The 17,460-nt window shown below is 35.9% G+C and carries 15 protein-coding genes; 5 read left to right on the top strand and 10 right to left on the bottom strand.

Annotated features, from left to right (window positions below; all coding sequences use genetic code 11):
• Positions 1-6 precede the first annotated feature (6 nt).
• The 10 genes from IQ274_RS14715 to IQ274_RS14670 form a co-directional block, all read right to left on the bottom strand.
• Complete coding sequence (locus IQ274_RS14715) at positions 7-831, bottom strand: WecB/TagA/CpsF family glycosyltransferase (protein ID WP_163930869.1); 825 nt, start codon at positions 829-831, stop codon at positions 7-9.
• A gap of 168 nt (positions 832-999) precedes the next feature.
• Complete coding sequence (locus IQ274_RS14710) at positions 1,000-2,151, bottom strand: glycosyltransferase family 4 protein (protein ID WP_194142687.1); 1,152 nt, start codon at positions 2,149-2,151, stop codon at positions 1,000-1,002.
• 115 nt (positions 2,152-2,266) lie between these two features.
• Positions 2,267-3,160 (bottom strand): glycosyltransferase family 2 protein, encoded by an 894-nt coding sequence (locus IQ274_RS14705; RefSeq protein WP_194142686.1) that lies wholly within the window; start codon positions 3,158-3,160, stop codon positions 2,267-2,269.
• Between the two features lie 76 nt (positions 3,161-3,236).
• Positions 3,237-4,253, bottom strand: a complete 1,017-nt coding sequence (locus tag IQ274_RS14700) for a hypothetical protein (RefSeq protein ID WP_194142685.1) — start codon at positions 4,251-4,253, stop codon at positions 3,237-3,239.
• Positions 4,254-4,282: 29 nt separating this feature from the next.
• A complete protein-coding gene (locus tag IQ274_RS14695; protein WP_194142684.1) occupies positions 4,283-5,554 on the bottom strand; it encodes a glycosyltransferase family 4 protein in 1,272 nt (423 codons plus the stop codon).
• Complete coding sequence (locus tag IQ274_RS14690; RefSeq protein WP_163930858.1) at positions 5,535-6,809, bottom strand: O-antigen ligase family protein; 1,275 nt, start codon at positions 6,807-6,809, stop codon at positions 5,535-5,537. The genes IQ274_RS14695 and IQ274_RS14690 overlap by 20 nt, the downstream gene beginning before the upstream one ends.
• A gap of 32 nt (positions 6,810-6,841) precedes the next feature.
• A complete protein-coding gene (locus IQ274_RS14685) occupies positions 6,842-7,768 on the bottom strand; it encodes a glycosyltransferase family 2 protein (RefSeq protein WP_194142683.1) in 927 nt (308 codons plus the stop codon).
• Between the two features lie 56 nt (positions 7,769-7,824).
• Positions 7,825-9,147, bottom strand: coding sequence for a flippase (locus IQ274_RS14680; protein WP_194142682.1), 1,323 nt, complete (start codon positions 9,145-9,147; stop codon positions 7,825-7,827).
• 107 nt (positions 9,148-9,254) lie between these two features.
• Positions 9,255-10,211, bottom strand: a complete 957-nt coding sequence (locus tag IQ274_RS14675; protein ID WP_163930851.1) for a glycosyltransferase family 2 protein — start codon at positions 10,209-10,211, stop codon at positions 9,255-9,257.
• Between the two features lie 62 nt (positions 10,212-10,273).
• Positions 10,274-12,478 (bottom strand): GumC family protein, encoded by a 2,205-nt coding sequence (locus IQ274_RS14670; RefSeq protein ID WP_163930849.1) that lies wholly within the window; start codon positions 12,476-12,478, stop codon positions 10,274-10,276.
• A gap of 1,263 nt (positions 12,479-13,741) precedes the next feature.
• Between IQ274_RS14670 and IQ274_RS14665 the strand changes: the two genes are divergently transcribed.
• The 5 genes from IQ274_RS14665 (at position 13,742) to IQ274_RS14645 (ending at position 17,347) form a co-directional block, all read left to right on the top strand.
• Positions 13,742-14,164 carry a hypothetical protein gene (locus tag IQ274_RS14665; RefSeq protein WP_163930847.1) on the top strand — a complete coding sequence of 141 codons (423 nt, stop codon included), beginning with the start codon at positions 13,742-13,744 and terminating at the stop codon, positions 14,162-14,164.
• A 73-nt stretch (positions 14,165-14,237) separates the two neighbouring features.
• Complete coding sequence (locus IQ274_RS14660; protein WP_194142681.1) at positions 14,238-14,672, top strand: bifunctional diaminohydroxyphosphoribosylaminopyrimidine deaminase/5-amino-6-(5-phosphoribosylamino)uracil reductase RibD; 435 nt, start codon at positions 14,238-14,240, stop codon at positions 14,670-14,672.
• Positions 14,673-14,857: 185 nt separating this feature from the next.
• The gene (locus tag IQ274_RS14655) at positions 14,858-15,118 is read left to right on the top strand and encodes a DUF3172 domain-containing protein (RefSeq protein WP_163930843.1); all 261 of its coding nucleotides are present in this window, start codon (positions 14,858-14,860) and stop codon (positions 15,116-15,118) included.
• Between the two features lie 627 nt (positions 15,119-15,745).
• Positions 15,746-16,765: an RNA polymerase sigma factor, RpoD/SigA family gene (locus IQ274_RS14650; RefSeq protein ID WP_012408212.1), complete on the top strand. Its 1,020-nt coding sequence runs from the start codon at positions 15,746-15,748 to the stop codon at positions 16,763-16,765.
• A gap of 84 nt (positions 16,766-16,849) precedes the next feature.
• Positions 16,850-17,347, top strand: coding sequence for an ureidoglycolate lyase (locus tag IQ274_RS14645; protein ID WP_163930840.1), 498 nt, complete (start codon positions 16,850-16,852; stop codon positions 17,345-17,347).
• Positions 17,348-17,460: the final 113 nt, after the last annotated feature.

Below are 17,460 nucleotides of genomic sequence, written 5' to 3'. Positions count from 1 at the left end.
ACTCAATCAGGCTACAAACTTGTGGAATCTTGTAGTGATAAATAGCAGCATTCTATTTTTTTTTTGTTGGCTTGGCATACTCCAAATTTCTCGTAAAAATAATGTAGCTACAAACCAAGGCTCAAGCAAGTAACGTCTCCAAAGTCTTTTCGGTTCAGATAACAAGCGATACAACCATTCCAAGCCAACCCTTCCCATCCAGCGAGGAGGAGTAGGTACTGCTCCTGCTACATAGTCCATACAGGCTCCACTAGTCAAAATAGTGTTGGCATGAATATATTCCAGATTTTCCGAAATCCAATGCTCTTGGCGTGGCATACCCATCCCCACCATTAATACATGAGGTTTGTAAGCATTAATTGCAGCCAGAGTCGCGAGATTTTCTTCACTATCTTTATCCATATCAATATAACCATGAGCGCAAGCAATCTGTAAACCAGGAAATTTCTTGCGCAAAATACTTGCTCCTTGTTCCGCTACTCCTGGCTTTGAACCTAAATAGAATACACGCCAGTCTTTACTAGCGGCTTCTGCCATCAGAGGCCATACCCAGTCAGCATAGGTTACTCTTTGTTCTCGTTTCATTGGAAAACCTAACAACTTTCCAATAAACAATAAAGGCATACCATCAATATGGATATATTCAGCCTTGGCATAAAACGCTTGCATTTTTGGATCGTTATGAAAGAGATAAAGACTATGCAAGTTGTGATTAGCAATAATCCATTTCTCGTTTTTATCAATAGATTCTTCAATTAATAAATTTAACTCTGGGATAGAGAGCGCATCAAGTTTAACACCAAGAAATTTATAAGAAAATCGATTTTTCATGACTTAAAGAATTTTTATTTTTAGAATTATGAGAGTTTATTTCAGAAGAAAGGCAAGTATTTAAAAATTAATTGCTAGCGATATTTAAATATTTCAAATTTTCAATACTAAAAAAACTTAAATTTAAATTTTTTAGGTCGATATATTCTTTGAAATAAATAAATTTAACTAAGAACAACTTACTTCCATTAGAATTTGTGCGATATTCTGCGCTCTTGCATTCCAAGAATATTTCTCTGTAATTAAGGTGTATGCCGTATCTACAAGTGATTGATATTTCTCAAAATTTGAAGCTGCATCTAGCACTGTATTAGCGACTTCTTCAGTAGAATATCCTGTTACTAAAAGATGTTCTAAGTGCCGGAATTCTTCTAAACCTCGCAATCCTTCTGGTGTTGATACAACTAACTTTCTACTAGCGAAATAATCTAACGCTTTATTCCGAGCGCCACCTGCTACTGCTTGCTTAGAGAATGGCAGCAAAGCAATATCTGCATATTTTACATGTTTAACAAAATCCTCTCTTTTAGGTAAAAACCCCAAAAAAGAAATATTAGAAGGTATTGGTTCTGAAATATCACTACTATCCCTACCTATAACAACAAAATGTATTTTCTCCTGATGATTTTCAATATTTTTAGCAACCTGAATAGTCATTGACACAGACATATCATTACTTGGAAACTGAAATGTTTTAGGAGCAATAAGAACCACTATTTTCGCTGGTCTAAATGCTTTATAAGGGTCTTGGCTCAAAAACGATTCAGTATTTAATAAGTCTTCAGTAACTCCATTTCCGATACTATAAATCTGGTCTGGAGCTTTACCATACCACTGGGAAATTAGTTTAGGAATTGAGTCACCTGCTGCAATAATTGGACTACCAGAAAATATCAGAATTCCCTGAGCAATATATGTCTTAATACATTGTATAAACTCTTTGAAAGGATTGGCAACCGAAAACAAGCGCATCCAGTATTCATACGCTGAAAATGTATGAAAATCTAAGACAAGAGAGAAATTTCTGTGTTTTCTAAGCTTAAGTGAAATTAAAGCAGCTAATCCAGGTAAAGTTTCTTGAGCATAAACGATATCTGGACAAAACTCATCGATACATTCTTCTATAGTTTGAATATATGACTTCAGGCTTCTTGATCCAATCGAAATAGAAGGTGCATACTTAACAGATGAACAATCTAATCCTAGCTGAAAAACATCAAAATCTTTAGTTAGATATTGTCCTAGATAAAAAGGTCTAGTAAATGCACCAAATGGTTGACTAGAATCAAGCGTTGAGATAATTAGTAAACGTTTGCCCATAATCTATTGATGATTTTAATATTTAAAGAATTGATTTTTGAAACTACATTTTTTCACTTATTTAGATGGTTATGAATTATCCAAATATCATTAGTTAATGATCCTAGTAGCAGAATCAAACTTGTGAGTTGGTTTGGTTAATATCTTCAGAAAATGTAGGAGAAATTGCCAAATTTTTGTAACCAATAATTGCTCTTATATATGGTAAAAACCAGAAAAATATCCATAATGGCCCAGAGTGTCTGATACAAAATATAGTCCAGGGTTTTAATGGAAATCCTTTAATTTGCAGCACCTTTTTTAAGCGCTGTAATATACTTAAATTAGTATCTACCCAACTGTTACGGATAGAGTTTTTAGTACAAGTACCAATATATCCAGGAGCTACCCATATTTGACAACCCAATTTACGCGCTCTGAGGGCATAATCTAAATCTCCTAAACTGTGAATAAAAGCTGTATCAATATTGCCAACTTTTACAGCAACAGTTTTAGGGATTAGCACACAGTTACCATACATAGCATCGCATTTTTGAATAACCAAACTTGGTTCTAAAAATTCAAATTTATTAGAATACCACTTTTTAGATTTTACTGCTCCTCCATAGGTTGCTTTTCCTGTCATTGGGTCTTTAGTTGAACCAACTACAATTGAGTCTGGATAACCTTGTGCAGTCAAATCTTGATGAATCTGTAATAATTTGCTGACAGCATTGGGTTCTAGAAATGTGTCATCATTCAACCATAGATAATAATCATATTGATTCTTTATCGCCTCATCAAAGGCAAGATGCATTCCTCCTACCCAAAATAAATGACCATTACCCTGAAGAATGTGTACGTCTGGATATTCTGCTTTGATAGCTTGTGCAGTCCCGTCAGAGCTACCATCATCAGTTAGATAAACATCACAATGATGTTTTTGCTCATATAAAGTATGTAGACAGGCAAGAGTTGTATTACGCCTATTATGACAGGTCATAACTACAGCTATATTTGCTTTTTTCATCTTATTTACCTCACGTAATTTCTATGGAAATGAGCAATACAAATAATAAAGCTAAACGTAATTATTTCCATTACGTTTAAAGTTTAGCCATTTTTTCTATCCAGCTACTCAACTTAATATCTAAATTAAAATTTCGTAATTTTTGTTCCATTCTTCTAACTACCAACATATATCTGTGCAAAACTGATACACGAGGCATTTTTAGTCTGACAACCTCTTGACACAACCATAGATATTTTTCGGAATTGATGTTAAGTTTTTTCAATTTTTTTATTTGTGTATTCCAATCGTTATAGAAAAATAAATTGAAATAATGAATTGATATAATATCATTCCAATGTTTAATTTGTAATTCTGTTGATAAACGGTTATGCAAAGGTAATGGATAACTATAATTAGCAGGAAGATGCTCGACGTTTTCTTCCAAGGCACATAAAGTTACAGACAAAACAGACTGCTCAACAAAATAAATACCTTGGGGAGGAGTGATATCAAGGCGCATGACTTTTTCAAAATTCTCTTTCCAAGCTGTAAATATACCCGCACTCCTTCTCACAACGACCAAACCAGAATTCCAGTAAGCTCTAATCCTTTTTTTACCAATTGGTGTTTCAACAAATAGCTCATGTTTTACCCCCAGCACTTCATATAATTTTTGCCAGTACCATTCTTGAGAGTCTCGAAAACCTGTAGAACCAATTCCTTGACCATACTCAGGACGTAAACGAACGTTGCAATTAATAGGCAACAAAAACTCTTTTGGTGCAGAAAAAAAGCATTTGTCACTGTCTAGAAAAACTAATATTTCTGCATCAATATTTTGTTCTGCATAGGCACATACCAGGGGCTTATTTGCTAAATAATATTCATGGAATTCTTGATTAATAGGGACTTGTTGATGATTTACCTGCAACGCTTCAAATGCTTTTTGGGTTTGCTTTGATATTGGCTCACCTACTCTAGGATGAAAACTATATATAGGTGTATCTTTCAATTCTCCACAGAACTTACGAATACTTTCTGCAAGCATTAAAGACTGAGCTTCTAAGCGCCCAGGTTCTGTACAAATTATAAAAGCTATAGGTATTGACATATTATGAAGTATTTACTTATTTACTAAATTTAGTTACTAAATGGAGATTTTTTGGCTACCATCAATATTTCCTCAAATAAAGCTGAATAACGACGTGCTTGAAGTTCTATGGTGAATTCTTGTTCTGCTTTCTTGCGAGCATAGAATGACAGTTTTTCTAACCTCTGCTCATTTTCAAGTATCCAGGCAATTCCTTTGGCGAAATCGTCAACTTCATAAGGGTTAGCTAAATAGCCATTTTGCTGATGATCGACAATATCTTTTAAGCCAGTAGAATTAAATGCAACAACTGGAGTACCGCAAGCAAGTGATTCAGAAGCTGTCTGTCCAAAAGATTCTTGCAGAGATGGCACAAGCATCACATCAGCTGCCGAGTAAACAGTTACTAAAGATAAATCATCATATAAATGCCCTAAATAGTATGTTTTAAAGCCTAAATCGGGTGGATTCTCCGGTTGAGATGCCCCAAAAATAACCACTTCAAAGTTATCCTTCCATCCGGCCTTACTCAATTTTTGTAGAGCTGGCTGCAACAAATGAAATCCTTTATTTCGATCGCTTGTTGCTTCTATGGCTCCAAAGAGAATCAGCTTCTTATCTTGAGGTAACTTCAGTATTTCTCGTGCAAAATATTGATTAATAGGTCGATATTTTTGAGTATCCAATCCGTGAGGAATCACCTCAATTCGCAAATTCTGGAACAAAGAACTGGAACGAGCACACTCTGCTAACCAAGAACTTGGGGAAACCAGAGTTAAATTAATATTTTTCCAAGCTTTTACTTTACGCCGCCATACCCAACGCGATAAATCCCACTCATTCATACTGTTGAGTTGAGGGCAAGCTCCACAGGATACTTTGTAGCGATCGCATTCTCCAATAACGTGGCACCCTCCAGTAAACCCCCACACATCATGGAGAGTCCAAACTAGAGGGCGCTTTAGCTTAGAGAACGTTTCTATTTGCATAAAAGCTCCGCTAATCCAATGCAAATTGATTATATCTGGATTAATCTGAGCAACTTTAGAAATAACTCTATCTGGCAACCATTGAATAAAAAATGGAGTATTTTTCTTTTGAGTATAAAGCTTTAATGGTAGGCTTTCAAATGTCAATTTGGCTTTGGCGATGCCTTGAAACAGTCTAATTTTAGGAGCAATTACTGTTTTATCATTACTAGATTTTTCCTGAACTAGCATTTTTGACTGTAGTCCTATATCTTGCAAACCTGTGTGCAAACGATAGGCAGCCCTTGCAGCACCTCCACCAATATCGTGAGTATTAAGATGTAAAACTTTCATTTTTTTTAATTTCGTAATTATTAACTAAAACATTTTTATGATTTCGTTCATATTCAAGAGTCAAAGATAGCGACGTAGTGACATACATTAACCAATTCCAACTAGGAGTTAATAATCTTGCTTCTGAAAAATTGACTATTACAATGATAATTAGCATCTGCATTGGCCAATAATCTTCCGGCTTTTTAGCAACAGAAATAATTCGAGTTAATGCCATTGCAAAGAACCGAAAAAAGCCTGCTGCAAAAATCAAAAACCCTAAAAATCCTAATTCTAACAATAGTTCTAAAAAGCCATTATGAGCATTACTTGCCCAATCATAAGTAGCTCTTAAATTAGATGCAGAAGTACTAGTCCAAAATCCAGAAAATCCATAACCTAGCCAGGGTCTTTCCCAAATCTTGGACATCACTAGCTCCCAGAGATCGGAACGTCCATTAAAGGTAAGGTCTTTGCCGGAAGTACCAACTACAGTATCGATATTATTGATAAGTAATATTAAACCGATAATTAGTAACATTAAAGTCGAAGTAATTAGAATAACTTGTAATTTATAATTAGTTTTTTGAAATGATTTATAGACAGGTAAAAGTAATATCATTGTTAATATAATCGTCAAAGATGTTGTGGAACGTGAGAGAATAATTAGACATATAGATATCCCACATATTCCCCACATCAACCAGCGATATCGATTGCTACTAAGAGCAAGGTGTAGAAAAACTCCTACGCTCCAAGCCATCATGTATCCTAATTCATTTTTATGACCATAGATTCCACTCCACATACCTATTAATTCAGGTGATTGGTGAATATAACCTGGTATCAATGCAGAAAATATCATAGATAATAATGCAGATGTACCAAGCGCCCAAGCGATTAATCTCATTTGTTCGCGGAGAGAATAACGCATTGCCAAATAGATTGCCAGAAAATATAGTCGGATTAAACCTCTCATATAAGTAAGACTAGAACTTAAGTCTCCTGACCATAAAAGAGAAAATATAACTATTGTTATCAAAAGAAACTGTAATGGACTTTTAGTAATTACATAAAGAAAACCTTTCCAGTATAAAAGTAGGAAATAAAACAGAATTAAATATGAAACTATATTGAATATAGTATCTAGCTTATCGCCTCCAAGGGTAGATATAGAAATTTCTTGTGCAGGGTGTATGGTCAATGCCCCTACAGTAATGAGTAATAGTAAGACAGTTAGTATTTTTTCTGTTAATTTTACCTTAATTTCTGACATTTAATCTGTCTATTAATTTACTAGATGGGTTACTATTTTTTGACTGTTGAATAATTTAATTTTTTCTTCAATTCTTCTTTAAAAATATCCAATGCAGTTGCTTTATAGACTGTTTTCTGCGTAAAAATATCTGCCTCTATATTCCTAACAATAAACGGTGGATGCTTTAAGGGAAACTCTATTGCTTCCATTGACATATTAATGAAAGAAAATTCTTGCTTGGAATTGAAATGAGTTGCGTCTGCACCAACACCAACATTAGAAATTAAATTGACATTGGGAATAATGCTTAAGCTACCTTGCATCCAGCAAGCAAATGTCCATTGATAATCCCAAGTTATACCTGTAGGATTGTTATAAATAGACTGAAATATTCGTCGCCAATAATTTACTGCTTTTGTATCTATAAGAATGTCATGTAAAAGGTTTTCTGCTTGCACCTCTTTCCAGAGTTTCATAGTCAAATCATAATGTTGCCAAGCACGTCTCCAACTTGCCCAACCCCAACAGTGGTTATAACGAGAAAAGTAGTAACTGTAATTTGTGCGTTTTCGTCCAAATTGAACATTTTGGGCAGATATAGTGCCGATTCTAGTATCATATCTATATTTTTCCAGTAGTTCTTCGCTAAATCTGAAAAAAGTCTGGTGAGGGATACAATCATCTTCTAAAATAATTGTTTCTTCAATATTATTAAATACCCAATCTAAACCACTAGATACTCGTTTCGCACAACCTAAGTTGATATCAGCATAATTCTTAATAACTTCACATTCCCAATCAACTCTCTCAATAATTGCCCTCGTTTCTTCACACTTTTCTGCCTCACCTTCGCGGTTGCTACGGGGACCATCTGCAATGACAAAAAGCTTTTTTGGCTTGGCTTGGCGAATAGCTTCAAAAACTTTCTCTGTTTTTTGTGGGCGATTAAAAATAATTAAAGTTATTGGTGTTTGCATATAGGATTAATTTTGCTAATATGAATTAATAAGTAAAGTCTAAAGATAAATAACGATTAGAATTTATAAAAAGGAAGTAGCGATCGCATCTGAATTTTGAATATTTTTTGTGTTCTTTTATCAAACCCATTGCATAGAAAAGCAGCAGAAGCTTGAGATATTATTGTTGCGATCGCAGCACCAAAACCTGCATATTTAGGAATAAACAATAAGTTAAGAATAATATTCAATATTGCCCCAAATAAAGTTTTACCTAAAGAAACATGATTCAAACTTTCAGCAATAAACCACGGTGATGTTGCAAGACCCATAAATACAAACAAAGAAGTCCAAATATGAACTGCTAATATTGGTCCTGCTTGTGCATACCCACTTCCAAACATCACCATAATTATTTTGTCAGATAGAAATGTCATTGGCAGAGCAATTGCAAAAGATATATATGTGAGGAGACGAAGTAATTGTCCTATTCGCTGATAATAAAGACTTTCTGATTTTTCCTTAGCTGCGTAAATTGATGGACCAACCGAAGAGACAATAGCCGCCGGGATAAAATACCAAATTTCAGAAACACGAACCGCAGCAGAATAAATTCCAACCTCCTTATCTCCAATCATTTGACCTAGCATTACCTGATCGATTCTCATAAAAATCATGATGGCGAACCCCGAAAAAATCAGAGGTAAGCTCTCTTTCAAAAGAATTTTTGCAGCAGTAAAGTTCCAACGCCATAACCACACTGAGGTACCTCTGGCTTGGTAAACAATCAGCAAGCCAATTGCACTCATTGCAAATTCTGCTAATGTTACCCAGGCAAAGGCTAACAATGGTGCTTTTGTTAAAATTAGTGCTATTTTGATGAGAGTATTTAGCAGAAAAGCTATATTTTTAGCGATTACACTGTATTTTGACTGCACCTGTGATTGAAACCACAATTCAATAGTATCAGCCGCCCTAAAAATCCCTGCCATTCCTAAAATTGCAACTAGCCATATCTTCAGTGTTTCATGCTCACCTAAGAAGAACATACTGCCAACCGCCAATAAGACAGAGGCAATTCCACCGAGCAACTTTAGCCAAAAAGTGGTTCCTAAAATTTCCTCTTTGTTTGATGATTGACGGACAATATGGCGAACTACTACATCGTCTAGTCCAAGAGTAAAAATCGGACTAAATAAGCTAACAAAGGCTAAAACATAGTTAAATAGACCATACTGCTGTACCCCTAAATAGCGTGCTACCCATACTCCTACCACCAAACTTGCACCCATACGGAGAATGCGGTCAGCAAACAACCAACCTGTATTAGCAATAATTGCACGTAACCTAGAACGAGATTTTAATTGTGATAAGCTTTTAAGTCTTAATTTACTTAGCATTACTTTGTTTAACCATGTGACACTCTTTATCAAAATATGCAAATTTTACTAGCTTGCTAAATTCACCAAATAGATTGAGTTAGATTAGTATTTTACATAATCATTAATTACCTACTATTTTTTAATTTCCCAGCCATCAAAATTTTTAAAAAGTAGTTAAATAACAAAATCATGCCCTTAATTTTCCAATAAAAATTAGGCTCAAACAAAAATACTATTTTCAAATATGAAATAAAATCTTGAAGGTTTGGGCATGGTATTGTTTTTAGCTCATCAAGAGAGGTGAAAGCCAATAATAATGGTAGGCTAAAATTATTTTTTTTAATGATGTAATTAAATAAAGAATTGCGTTTCCAAAATCTTTTATATTCATAGTTTTTGTCTATATCTAAAAAGCTCTTATTATGATACTGATTATTCTGATGTATTCTATACATCACTAAAGGATTAGACATATAAAACTTTTTAGCCCCTACCAAAGAGGCTCCCCATACCAGGCAGTCATCAGCCCTTACACGCCAATCTTCTGTCTTTGGAATAGGTAAAAATTTTCTAATTATTTCTCGACGTATTGACAATGTTGAAGTTATGGAGCCAATCCATTCACCATTGCATAAAGTTCGGATTACTGAATAACCCAAATCTAAATCAACTGCATCAGCTTGAAATATTCCTTCTTCTGCCCCAAATTTTTTATATGCACAAAATAGGAAGTCACATTCACTACGTCTCTTATAAAAATTTAGGGCAGTTTCTAAATATTGAGGTTCATAAATATCATCGGCATCTAAAAAAAATATAATCTCTCCAGTCGCAGCTAAAAAACCTTCGTTAAAGGATGATAATTGTCCTTGATTTTTTTCTTTGAAGATACATTTAACATTCTCTCTTTGAGTAAATCTAGCAAGGAGTTCCGCAGAATTATCTGTTGATGCGTCATCAACAACAATAATCTCATCAAATTTAACCGTTTGATTTAAAGCACTATCAATTGCGTCTGAAACAAATTCAGCATAATTGTAGTTATTAATTAAACAAGATGTTTTGATTTTGTGTTTATCCATATAGAAATGCTTCCCAAATGCAAAAAAAATAAATTAAGATACTGGTAGTGATATTTATACGATTAATGCTCTTTGGTAAATTTGGTTAAACTGCTAGATACTAAATCTTCTTTAATTTGTCTTTTTTTGCTTTCAGGCAAATAATTATTAGACTCATTTTTAATATTCACACCATTAATGACTATCCCTAACACCTTCTGACCTGACTGATTTAAAAATTCTTTAGCTGCATTGGCACTGTTCAAATCAACTACTCCAGGGCGGACGACTAATAGGATACCGTCAGTGAGGGTGCTTAAAACAGCAGCATCTGCTATTCCTGAAAGAGGTGGCGTATCAAAAATAACTAAATCGTAATCTCTACTAAAGTTACTTATCAATGTTGCCATCCGTTGAGAATCTAGCAGTGCTACTGGATTGGGAGGCAAAACTCCAGAAGTAAGAACTTCTAGATTAGGCATCACTTCTTGAACAACTGCATCTAAAGAAACTTGACCAACAATGACATTACTTAATCCAACTGTATTGTTTAGACCCCAGACATGATGCTGTATGGGATTACGCATATCTGCATCCACGAGTAAAACTCGACGACCCGCTTGAGCCATTGTCACAGCTAAATTTGCAGATACATCAGACTTTCCTTCTTTACCAACAGAACTGGTGATTACAACGCTTTTGAGCGGTTTATCAGAACAGAGGAACTTCAAGTTTACTTGGAGTATTTGGTAGGCGTTACCAAGAGGGAAATAAGGAATATCTCTGCCAATAATTTTGGGAATAGGTCTATCAATTCCTGCTATGGAAGAATGAGTTTTAGGATTTTTGCTCTGTGTAGGAATTACTCCTAAAACAGTGTATTTCAAGACTTCTTTAGCCTCTTTAACTGTCTTCACTGAGCGGTCTATCAAGTCTAAACTAAAGGCGACAATGATACCCAAGAAAAGACCAACTGCTCCTCCACCAACAATAAACAGGATTTTGCGAGGCCCTTCTGCTTTATCGGGGACTAAAGCTAGAGAAATGACACGAGCATTAGGAATCTTTTGGTTCTGTGCAATATCAATTTCTTGGCGTTTCTTTAAGAGGGTTTCGTAAGTCGTTTGAGCTGCTTGCAGTTTCCGTTCTAGCTCTCGTTGAGTCTGTTCTAGTCTTGGCAAATTATTTGCTCGTTTGATGTAAGCATCTTGCTGTCGCAAGAGGGTGGCAATTTGTCTTTCTAGACCAACGCGTTCTGCTTGAGCGCGAGTAATATCTGCAATTAAGCTTTGGCGCAGTTGCCCAAGCTGTAAACTTCCCTCTGTTATCTGGGCTGTCCCAGCGACTTGTCCTGTCCGCTCTTTCAACAAGTTCTTAAGAGCTACGACTTTTTCTTCTAAGCTAGTAATTGTAGGGTGTTCAGGTGAAAAACGAGTCCGCTCTATTGCTAGTTGACTTTCCGTTTCTTGGAGTTGGATAAGCACTTTTTGAACCCCAGGCGCTTGACTCAAGTCAGATGCGATTACACCTTGACGTGAATCTAACTGAGCTTCACTGCCTAACTGTTGTAAACGACCTTTGACATCATCTAGTTGAGCTTGAGCTTGAGAAATTTGATTTCCTAGCTTAGAAATTGTGTCGACTGCTGCGGTTGCTTCTTGTTGGAGGACAACAACTTTATTTTGTTCTTTAAATACCCGCAGTTTTGATTCAGCTCTTCTGACGACTTCCTCAGCTTTGGGTACTTCTGTTACAAGAACCCCTTTGGCTGTCCGTGCTTCATCCTGATTAGCCTGGATATTTAAATCGATATAACTTTTGATAACTTCATTGACGATTTTGGCAGCCAGTTCAGGATCGTTGTTTTTATAAGAAATTTGTACAACATCAGTACCTTTAATTCCTTCTATTTTTAGTTGGGCCGCTAAGTCGCGAATCGACAGCATTTTGCCTTTCTTATCTTTAAGGTTGAGGGTATTAATTGTTCTGTCAATAACTGGATTTGAGCCAATAACTCTCACCTGGGTTTCCAGGGGATTGTCGTTTATATTCAAAGCTTCCAAGCGTCCTATGTCGTCCGGTAAACCAGTGAGTGAGGAAGATCGATTTGTTTTAATCATCAAACTTCCTTCTGCCTTGTATGAGGGTTTTAGTGAAAAGGCATACAAGCATCCAAAGGTAACAGCTATGCTAAAAATTCCGACTAGAGGTAGCCAACGCCGTTGAATAACTTCTAAGTATTTCTGAATATTTACTTCTTCAAACTGTGGTAAAGATTCCATCGTCATAATAAAAAAGTTTTAAAATAATGACTATTTGTATTTGTAGTAGATTTTCCTCGGTATTTCAGCGCAACAGTACTATAGATTACTTCGTGTTGCTAATGTTAGCTGTATCATATTGATGATTTTGTTAATGTTTAATTGTTTTAAAACCAAAGTATTGTCGGATATACTTTTTTACGGAATATATTCAATAAACTACGCACAACCTGTTTGATGCATATATATTAGATAGCTTAACAAGTAGCGATTGTAACTTACAGGGATTTATACTATCCTGATAGAAACAACAGGATAATTTATAATTTTCTTCGTAATTTATTTAACCAGTGTTCTTTTGTTTGGTTCACTCACTTTTGTTTTGATACTGATGTAATTATTGATTAGTAATCTAACATTCAATATCATATTATGTAAGAACACTTAATTGAAGAACTTTACAAAAAATTCATATAATATGCCAGTATATTCCCTGCATATTAGCTAATTTTGAAAAGATGAGAGGAATTAATACCTTAAGGGTAAGGAATATAAAATTTTGCCAGCCTACAAGCAATGTAAGGACTTCAGAGGTAGGCTTTTCGTAGTGAAAAAAGACGATTGGAAAGATTGTATGGATATTTACGTAAGCTTTTTAAAAGTTTTCAGCAACAATTAATTCTTACTTTGAATAACAGTAATTTTGGTAATTATCCAGGATTGGCAATACTAAGATTATGTGAGTTGAGTATTGAAGTTGTAATAAGTCGTACTCAGTTCAATTTGCCCAGAGTAATGAAGGTTTTTTGATGTGGCTTGAGGTGTGAAAATTACAACACAGTTCCATCCTTGGGTTTATATCCCAATATTTTAGGTTTACCTGTAAACTTGCAATCACCTTGGTTATATTCTGCTATGGATGCAAAATGCCCCTTCCAAGATTTATGTAACAGTTTAGATTTTGTCTTATCTGTGTAACTGTATGGTAACACGCTTCAGAGATAAACGGCTAGTAATACGGGTAACGAAATATTAATTAGTACAGTTACAACGAGAAATAGATAACAGGGTAGTGTCAAATTCAGATGTGTTAGAGGGAGGATGGATTGTTTAACTACCCTCTTCTGGATAAAAGTCTATGTACACTTAGACTCCACTATATTTTTAATGAAGTTTAGCCATACTCCATAGTACCTGTGTTAATCTGAAGTACTCAAACTAGACTGCTATTTTTGGGTGTTTGTGTCTAGCGAATTGTAATTATTAGACTGAACATTAAGAGATTGAATTATGAAATCCTCTTTTATCACCTTAGTGGTTGTAATTAGCACACTCTTCCTACCTCAGAGTGTCTATGCTAACCAAGAGAATATTCCCATTGTAACAGTTGATGCTGATGCTCCAGAGGAGCCGTTTCACGATCGCAATCAGGCTGGAGTTTTATTGACGGAACCAGCGACGATTACCACTACATGGAGTAATTTTACAGGACAGACCAATAATCCCAAACAAACTGCTGAATCAGTTTCGCTAGTGCAGGAGCGAGGATGCCAAAAGATGAGTCCGCTTGAGTTCATCAATAATCCAGACGCTTTCTTTAAGGAATGTCAGAAGCCAACAAATACCCAAAGTTCTCAAACTACTGAACCAATTGAGTATTTTAAGGTTCCTAAACTCGATTCTGGTATTAGTGTGACAGTTACTAAATTTTGATATAGGGGATTTTTTGGGCCAGAGATAACTAATTTTTGGTAGTGTAATTTATCTAAATAATTTACGCTCAAACATGGATGATATATTTATGTTGGCTGCTTTAGCTCAAAGCAAAAAAGCTTTGCCGGAATGTTTGCCAAACCCACCAGTAGGTTGTGTAATCGTAGAGACCCAAGAGATAGTAGCTCAAGGGTACACGCAAGCACCAGGAAAACACCATGCTGAGGCTGACGCACTTAAACAGATTCAAGGCAAAGCTTTCAAGTTTTTGAAAATGTATGTAACCCTTGAACCTTGTTCTTTTCATGGACGCACACCTGCATGTGCTTTAGCGATCGCAGAAGATTGTCGTATACATGAAATATATGTATCTATACTTGATCCAGACCCCCGCAATAATGGTCAAGGATTAGACATTCTCAAAAAGGCAGGTAAGACAGTCTATGTCGGGTTATGCGCCAATGAAGTCAATACTTTTCTTAACCAATATCTACTAAGTGATGCTTGAAGAGTGTGGTTAAAATTGCAACCTAGTATTATTTTCCTGAAAATCTTTGCGACAAGTCAATCATCTATCTTGATTGATGAATATGTAATTGTGTCAATGAGGTGAGAAAGCTTCAAGATGTTGTCTCCTTAAGAGTCTTGGATGATTTCCGACTGATTGGATAAGTGGAGAATCTTGTTGTAAGTATGTTATGCAAGAATCAACTACCCACCTCTAAACGTAAATCTTTTCGTTTCCATAAGATATTAGTAGCGATCGCAGGTGCTACTGTCTTGCCAAGTACTATCCTTGGTGCTAGTGTTACCACTGTTACTACTTTTATTCCCAAAAATGTTTCCAAGAGCAATCAAATTGATGATACCGCATTCAATGCAGATGTCTGCGTGCAGTATGACACAAGTACAATTGTCACAAATACCTGCGTCTTCGTCATCCTAAATCCCTAATTATAAGTATTGAACCGGACTCCTAAAGGAAGCTGTTTTTGAGCAGGAGAAGTGCATTCGTTTATATTTCAAAATTGGCTGCTATGTACTCGGCTTAAGATGGTTTTATTATCTAATAAAAAATAGAACTAAAAAAAGAATATTTTATATTTAATTATTTTCACTTAATGGCAATTACATAGATGTATATCCAGACTATGAGAATTTTAAAACCTTTGTGATTTAATAATTCAAAATCATGTTGTTATTTACTGTTAGTGATTTATCTTGTGGCGATGAAATCGTTGCTCGGTCAAGGTTTCATTTTTCCGTTAACTCCATTGGATAATTTAAGTAGACATAATTGTGTTTGAAAATATGCAATTTTTCAGAATAAAATAGTAAGATTATTTCAAAGGATATAGTGATAATACTTTAGGGTAATTGATTTGTGACTGGTGATAATGTTAGTATTATGGGGTGGGTTGATTTTGGGTTTATTATCTCCAACAATTGACTTGTAATGTATCATAGACCAGAATTCATCAGTATTGCCAATTGATTGATTAGCAGTGTGAAATGGTTGTGGGTCTGAATATCTAGACTTGATACCACTAAATTGATGAGGTTACAGAGGAGCAAATAACCATGAGCAACTTAACATCTCCACCTACCGAAGTTCAAAAAACGAAGAAAAAAAGTTTAGCCGCAGATAAAAAACCTCGAGCTACAGATGATATTGTGCGTAGTTATCTGCAAGAGATCGGGCGTGTAGATTTGTTGACTCGCGAACAAGAGGTTATTTTTGCCCAACAAGTGCAGCTGATGATGAATTTACTAGCTGCTAAAGAAGAATTAGCTGTGAAATTAGACCATGAACCCACACTGCAAGAATGGGCAGATCGAGTGGAGTTAGGTGCTGAGGTGCTAGAACTACAGTTAAGTCAGGGCCACCAAGCCAAGCAGAAAATGATTCAGGCTAATCTCCGGTTAGTGGTAGCAGTGGCTAAGAAATACCAGCACCGCAATTTGGAATTTATGGATCTAATTCAAGAAGGTACTTTGGGTTTAGAGCGAGGGGTGGATAAATTTGATCCTGCTCTTGGCTATAAGTTTTCTACCTACGCTTACTGGTGGATTCGTCAAGGAATTACGCGAGCGATCGCTCAACAAGGACGGACAATTCGTTTACCGATCCATGTCTTTGAGAAACTGAACAAAATTAAACGGGTACAGCGAGAATTATCTCAACAGCTAGGTCGCGTTCCTACTACTGCTGAAATTGCTAATGCGTTATCTTTGACACCTAGCCAAGTTAGAGAGTGTTTATACTTGGCTCGTCAACCTTTCTCGCTAGAGGCGCGAGTTGGTGAACAACAAGATACAGAATTGCAGGACATCCTAGAGGATGACGGCCCTTCTCCTGAAGACTATGCTGTTGAAGAATCTCTCCACCAAGACTTACAAGACTTGTTGGCAAAGTTGTCTCCGCAACAGCGAGAAATATTAACCCTGCGATTTGGTCTGACTGATGGCTATGAACTTTCTTTAGCACAGATTGGCGATCGCATGGGTATTAGTCGAGAACGGGTACGTCAGATTGAGCAAAAAGCTCTCAGTCTCCTCCGACGACAAAAGGAACAAGTACGTAGTTATTTAGCTAGCTGAGGTTATTTTTCCACAATTTAGAGCAATAAAATTTGGTCATTTTGGGGGAAAATAAACCTAAGCAATCTCTATCAAAGATTTGATATGGGCACATCAAAGACAGTGCAACAATTGCAAGCGCAATGGGTGAGTTCTGAAAACTTTCGGCGTTATGGACAAGTAATTTTTGCTAGTCTTGATGGCAAAGGTTACGATGTGGAAGATGCCCAGTTAAACCTGCAAAACGGGATTCCACGATTTTATATCATGCGGTTGGAGAAGAGAGGGCGAAAGTTTCACAAAATTACTCGCCATGTACAATGCACTCAATGTCTGGGTTCTTTGGAAGGCAAGGATTGGTTAATTGCTGTTTGTCCTCCTCATAATGATGTGAATGAACCAGTACTAGAAGAGATTGCTGCTTTCCGCATTCCGGGGAATTGTTTTATCAAGCTACATGAGGGTACTTGGCACGCTGGGCCACATTTTGACCATGAAGCTGTAGATTTTTATAATTTGGAATTAGCTGATACAAATGTGGTGGATCATTTCACTCATGATTTTTTTAAGAGCCATCAATTAGAGTTTGAGATGGTTTCATAAATGTGTTTCTCTTATACTTGCGATCGCTTCTTGTTTCACTTTCCGAGTATTTGGCAATAAATCTAGAATAGTTGCAGTGCATCTTCTATTCGCCAACTTTCTCCTCAAAGGAG

The organism is Nostoc sp. LEGE 12447 (genome assembly GCF_015206985.1).
In the GTDB taxonomy this organism is placed as follows: Bacteria; Cyanobacteriota; Cyanobacteriia; order Cyanobacteriales; family Nostocaceae; genus Nostoc.
This window is presented reverse-complemented; position numbering and strand designations above follow the sequence as displayed.

Bases quoted from the DNA above. Each gene is read 5' to 3' on its own strand.
- IQ274_RS14695 (WP_194142684.1), bottom strand. From the start codon at position 5,554: ATGAAAGTTTTACATCTTAATACTCACGATATTGGTGGAGGTGCTGCA.
- IQ274_RS14655 (WP_163930843.1), top strand. From the start codon at position 14,858: ATGTTATGCAAGAATCAACTACCCACCTCTAAACGTAAATCTTTTCGT.
- IQ274_RS14690 (WP_163930858.1), bottom strand. From the start codon at position 6,809: ATGTCAGAAATTAAGGTAAAATTAACAGAAAAAATACTAACTGTCTTA.
- IQ274_RS14665 (WP_163930847.1), top strand. From the start codon at position 13,742: ATGAAATCCTCTTTTATCACCTTAGTGGTTGTAATTAGCACACTCTTC.
- IQ274_RS14660 (WP_194142681.1), top strand. From the start codon at position 14,238: ATGGATGATATATTTATGTTGGCTGCTTTAGCTCAAAGCAAAAAAGCT.
- IQ274_RS14675 (WP_163930851.1), bottom strand. From the start codon at position 10,211: ATGGATAAACACAAAATCAAAACATCTTGTTTAATTAATAACTACAAT.
- IQ274_RS14685 (WP_194142683.1), bottom strand. From the start codon at position 7,768: ATGCAAACACCAATAACTTTAATTATTTTTAATCGCCCACAAAAAACA.
- IQ274_RS14670 (WP_163930849.1), bottom strand. From the start codon at position 12,478: ATGACGATGGAATCTTTACCACAGTTTGAAGAAGTAAATATTCAGAAA.
- IQ274_RS14715 (WP_163930869.1), bottom strand. From the start codon at position 831: ATGAAAAATCGATTTTCTTATAAATTTCTTGGTGTTAAACTTGATGCG.
- IQ274_RS14705 (WP_194142686.1), bottom strand. From the start codon at position 3,160: ATGAAAAAAGCAAATATAGCTGTAGTTATGACCTGTCATAATAGGCGT.
- IQ274_RS14650 (WP_012408212.1), top strand. From the start codon at position 15,746: ATGAGCAACTTAACATCTCCACCTACCGAAGTTCAAAAAACGAAGAAA.
- IQ274_RS14645 (WP_163930840.1), top strand. From the start codon at position 16,850: ATGGGCACATCAAAGACAGTGCAACAATTGCAAGCGCAATGGGTGAGT.
- IQ274_RS14700 (WP_194142685.1), bottom strand. From the start codon at position 4,253: ATGTCAATACCTATAGCTTTTATAATTTGTACAGAACCTGGGCGCTTA.
- IQ274_RS14680 (WP_194142682.1), bottom strand. From the start codon at position 9,147: ATGCTAAGTAAATTAAGACTTAAAAGCTTATCACAATTAAAATCTCGT.
- IQ274_RS14710 (WP_194142687.1), bottom strand. From the start codon at position 2,151: ATGGGCAAACGTTTACTAATTATCTCAACGCTTGATTCTAGTCAACCA.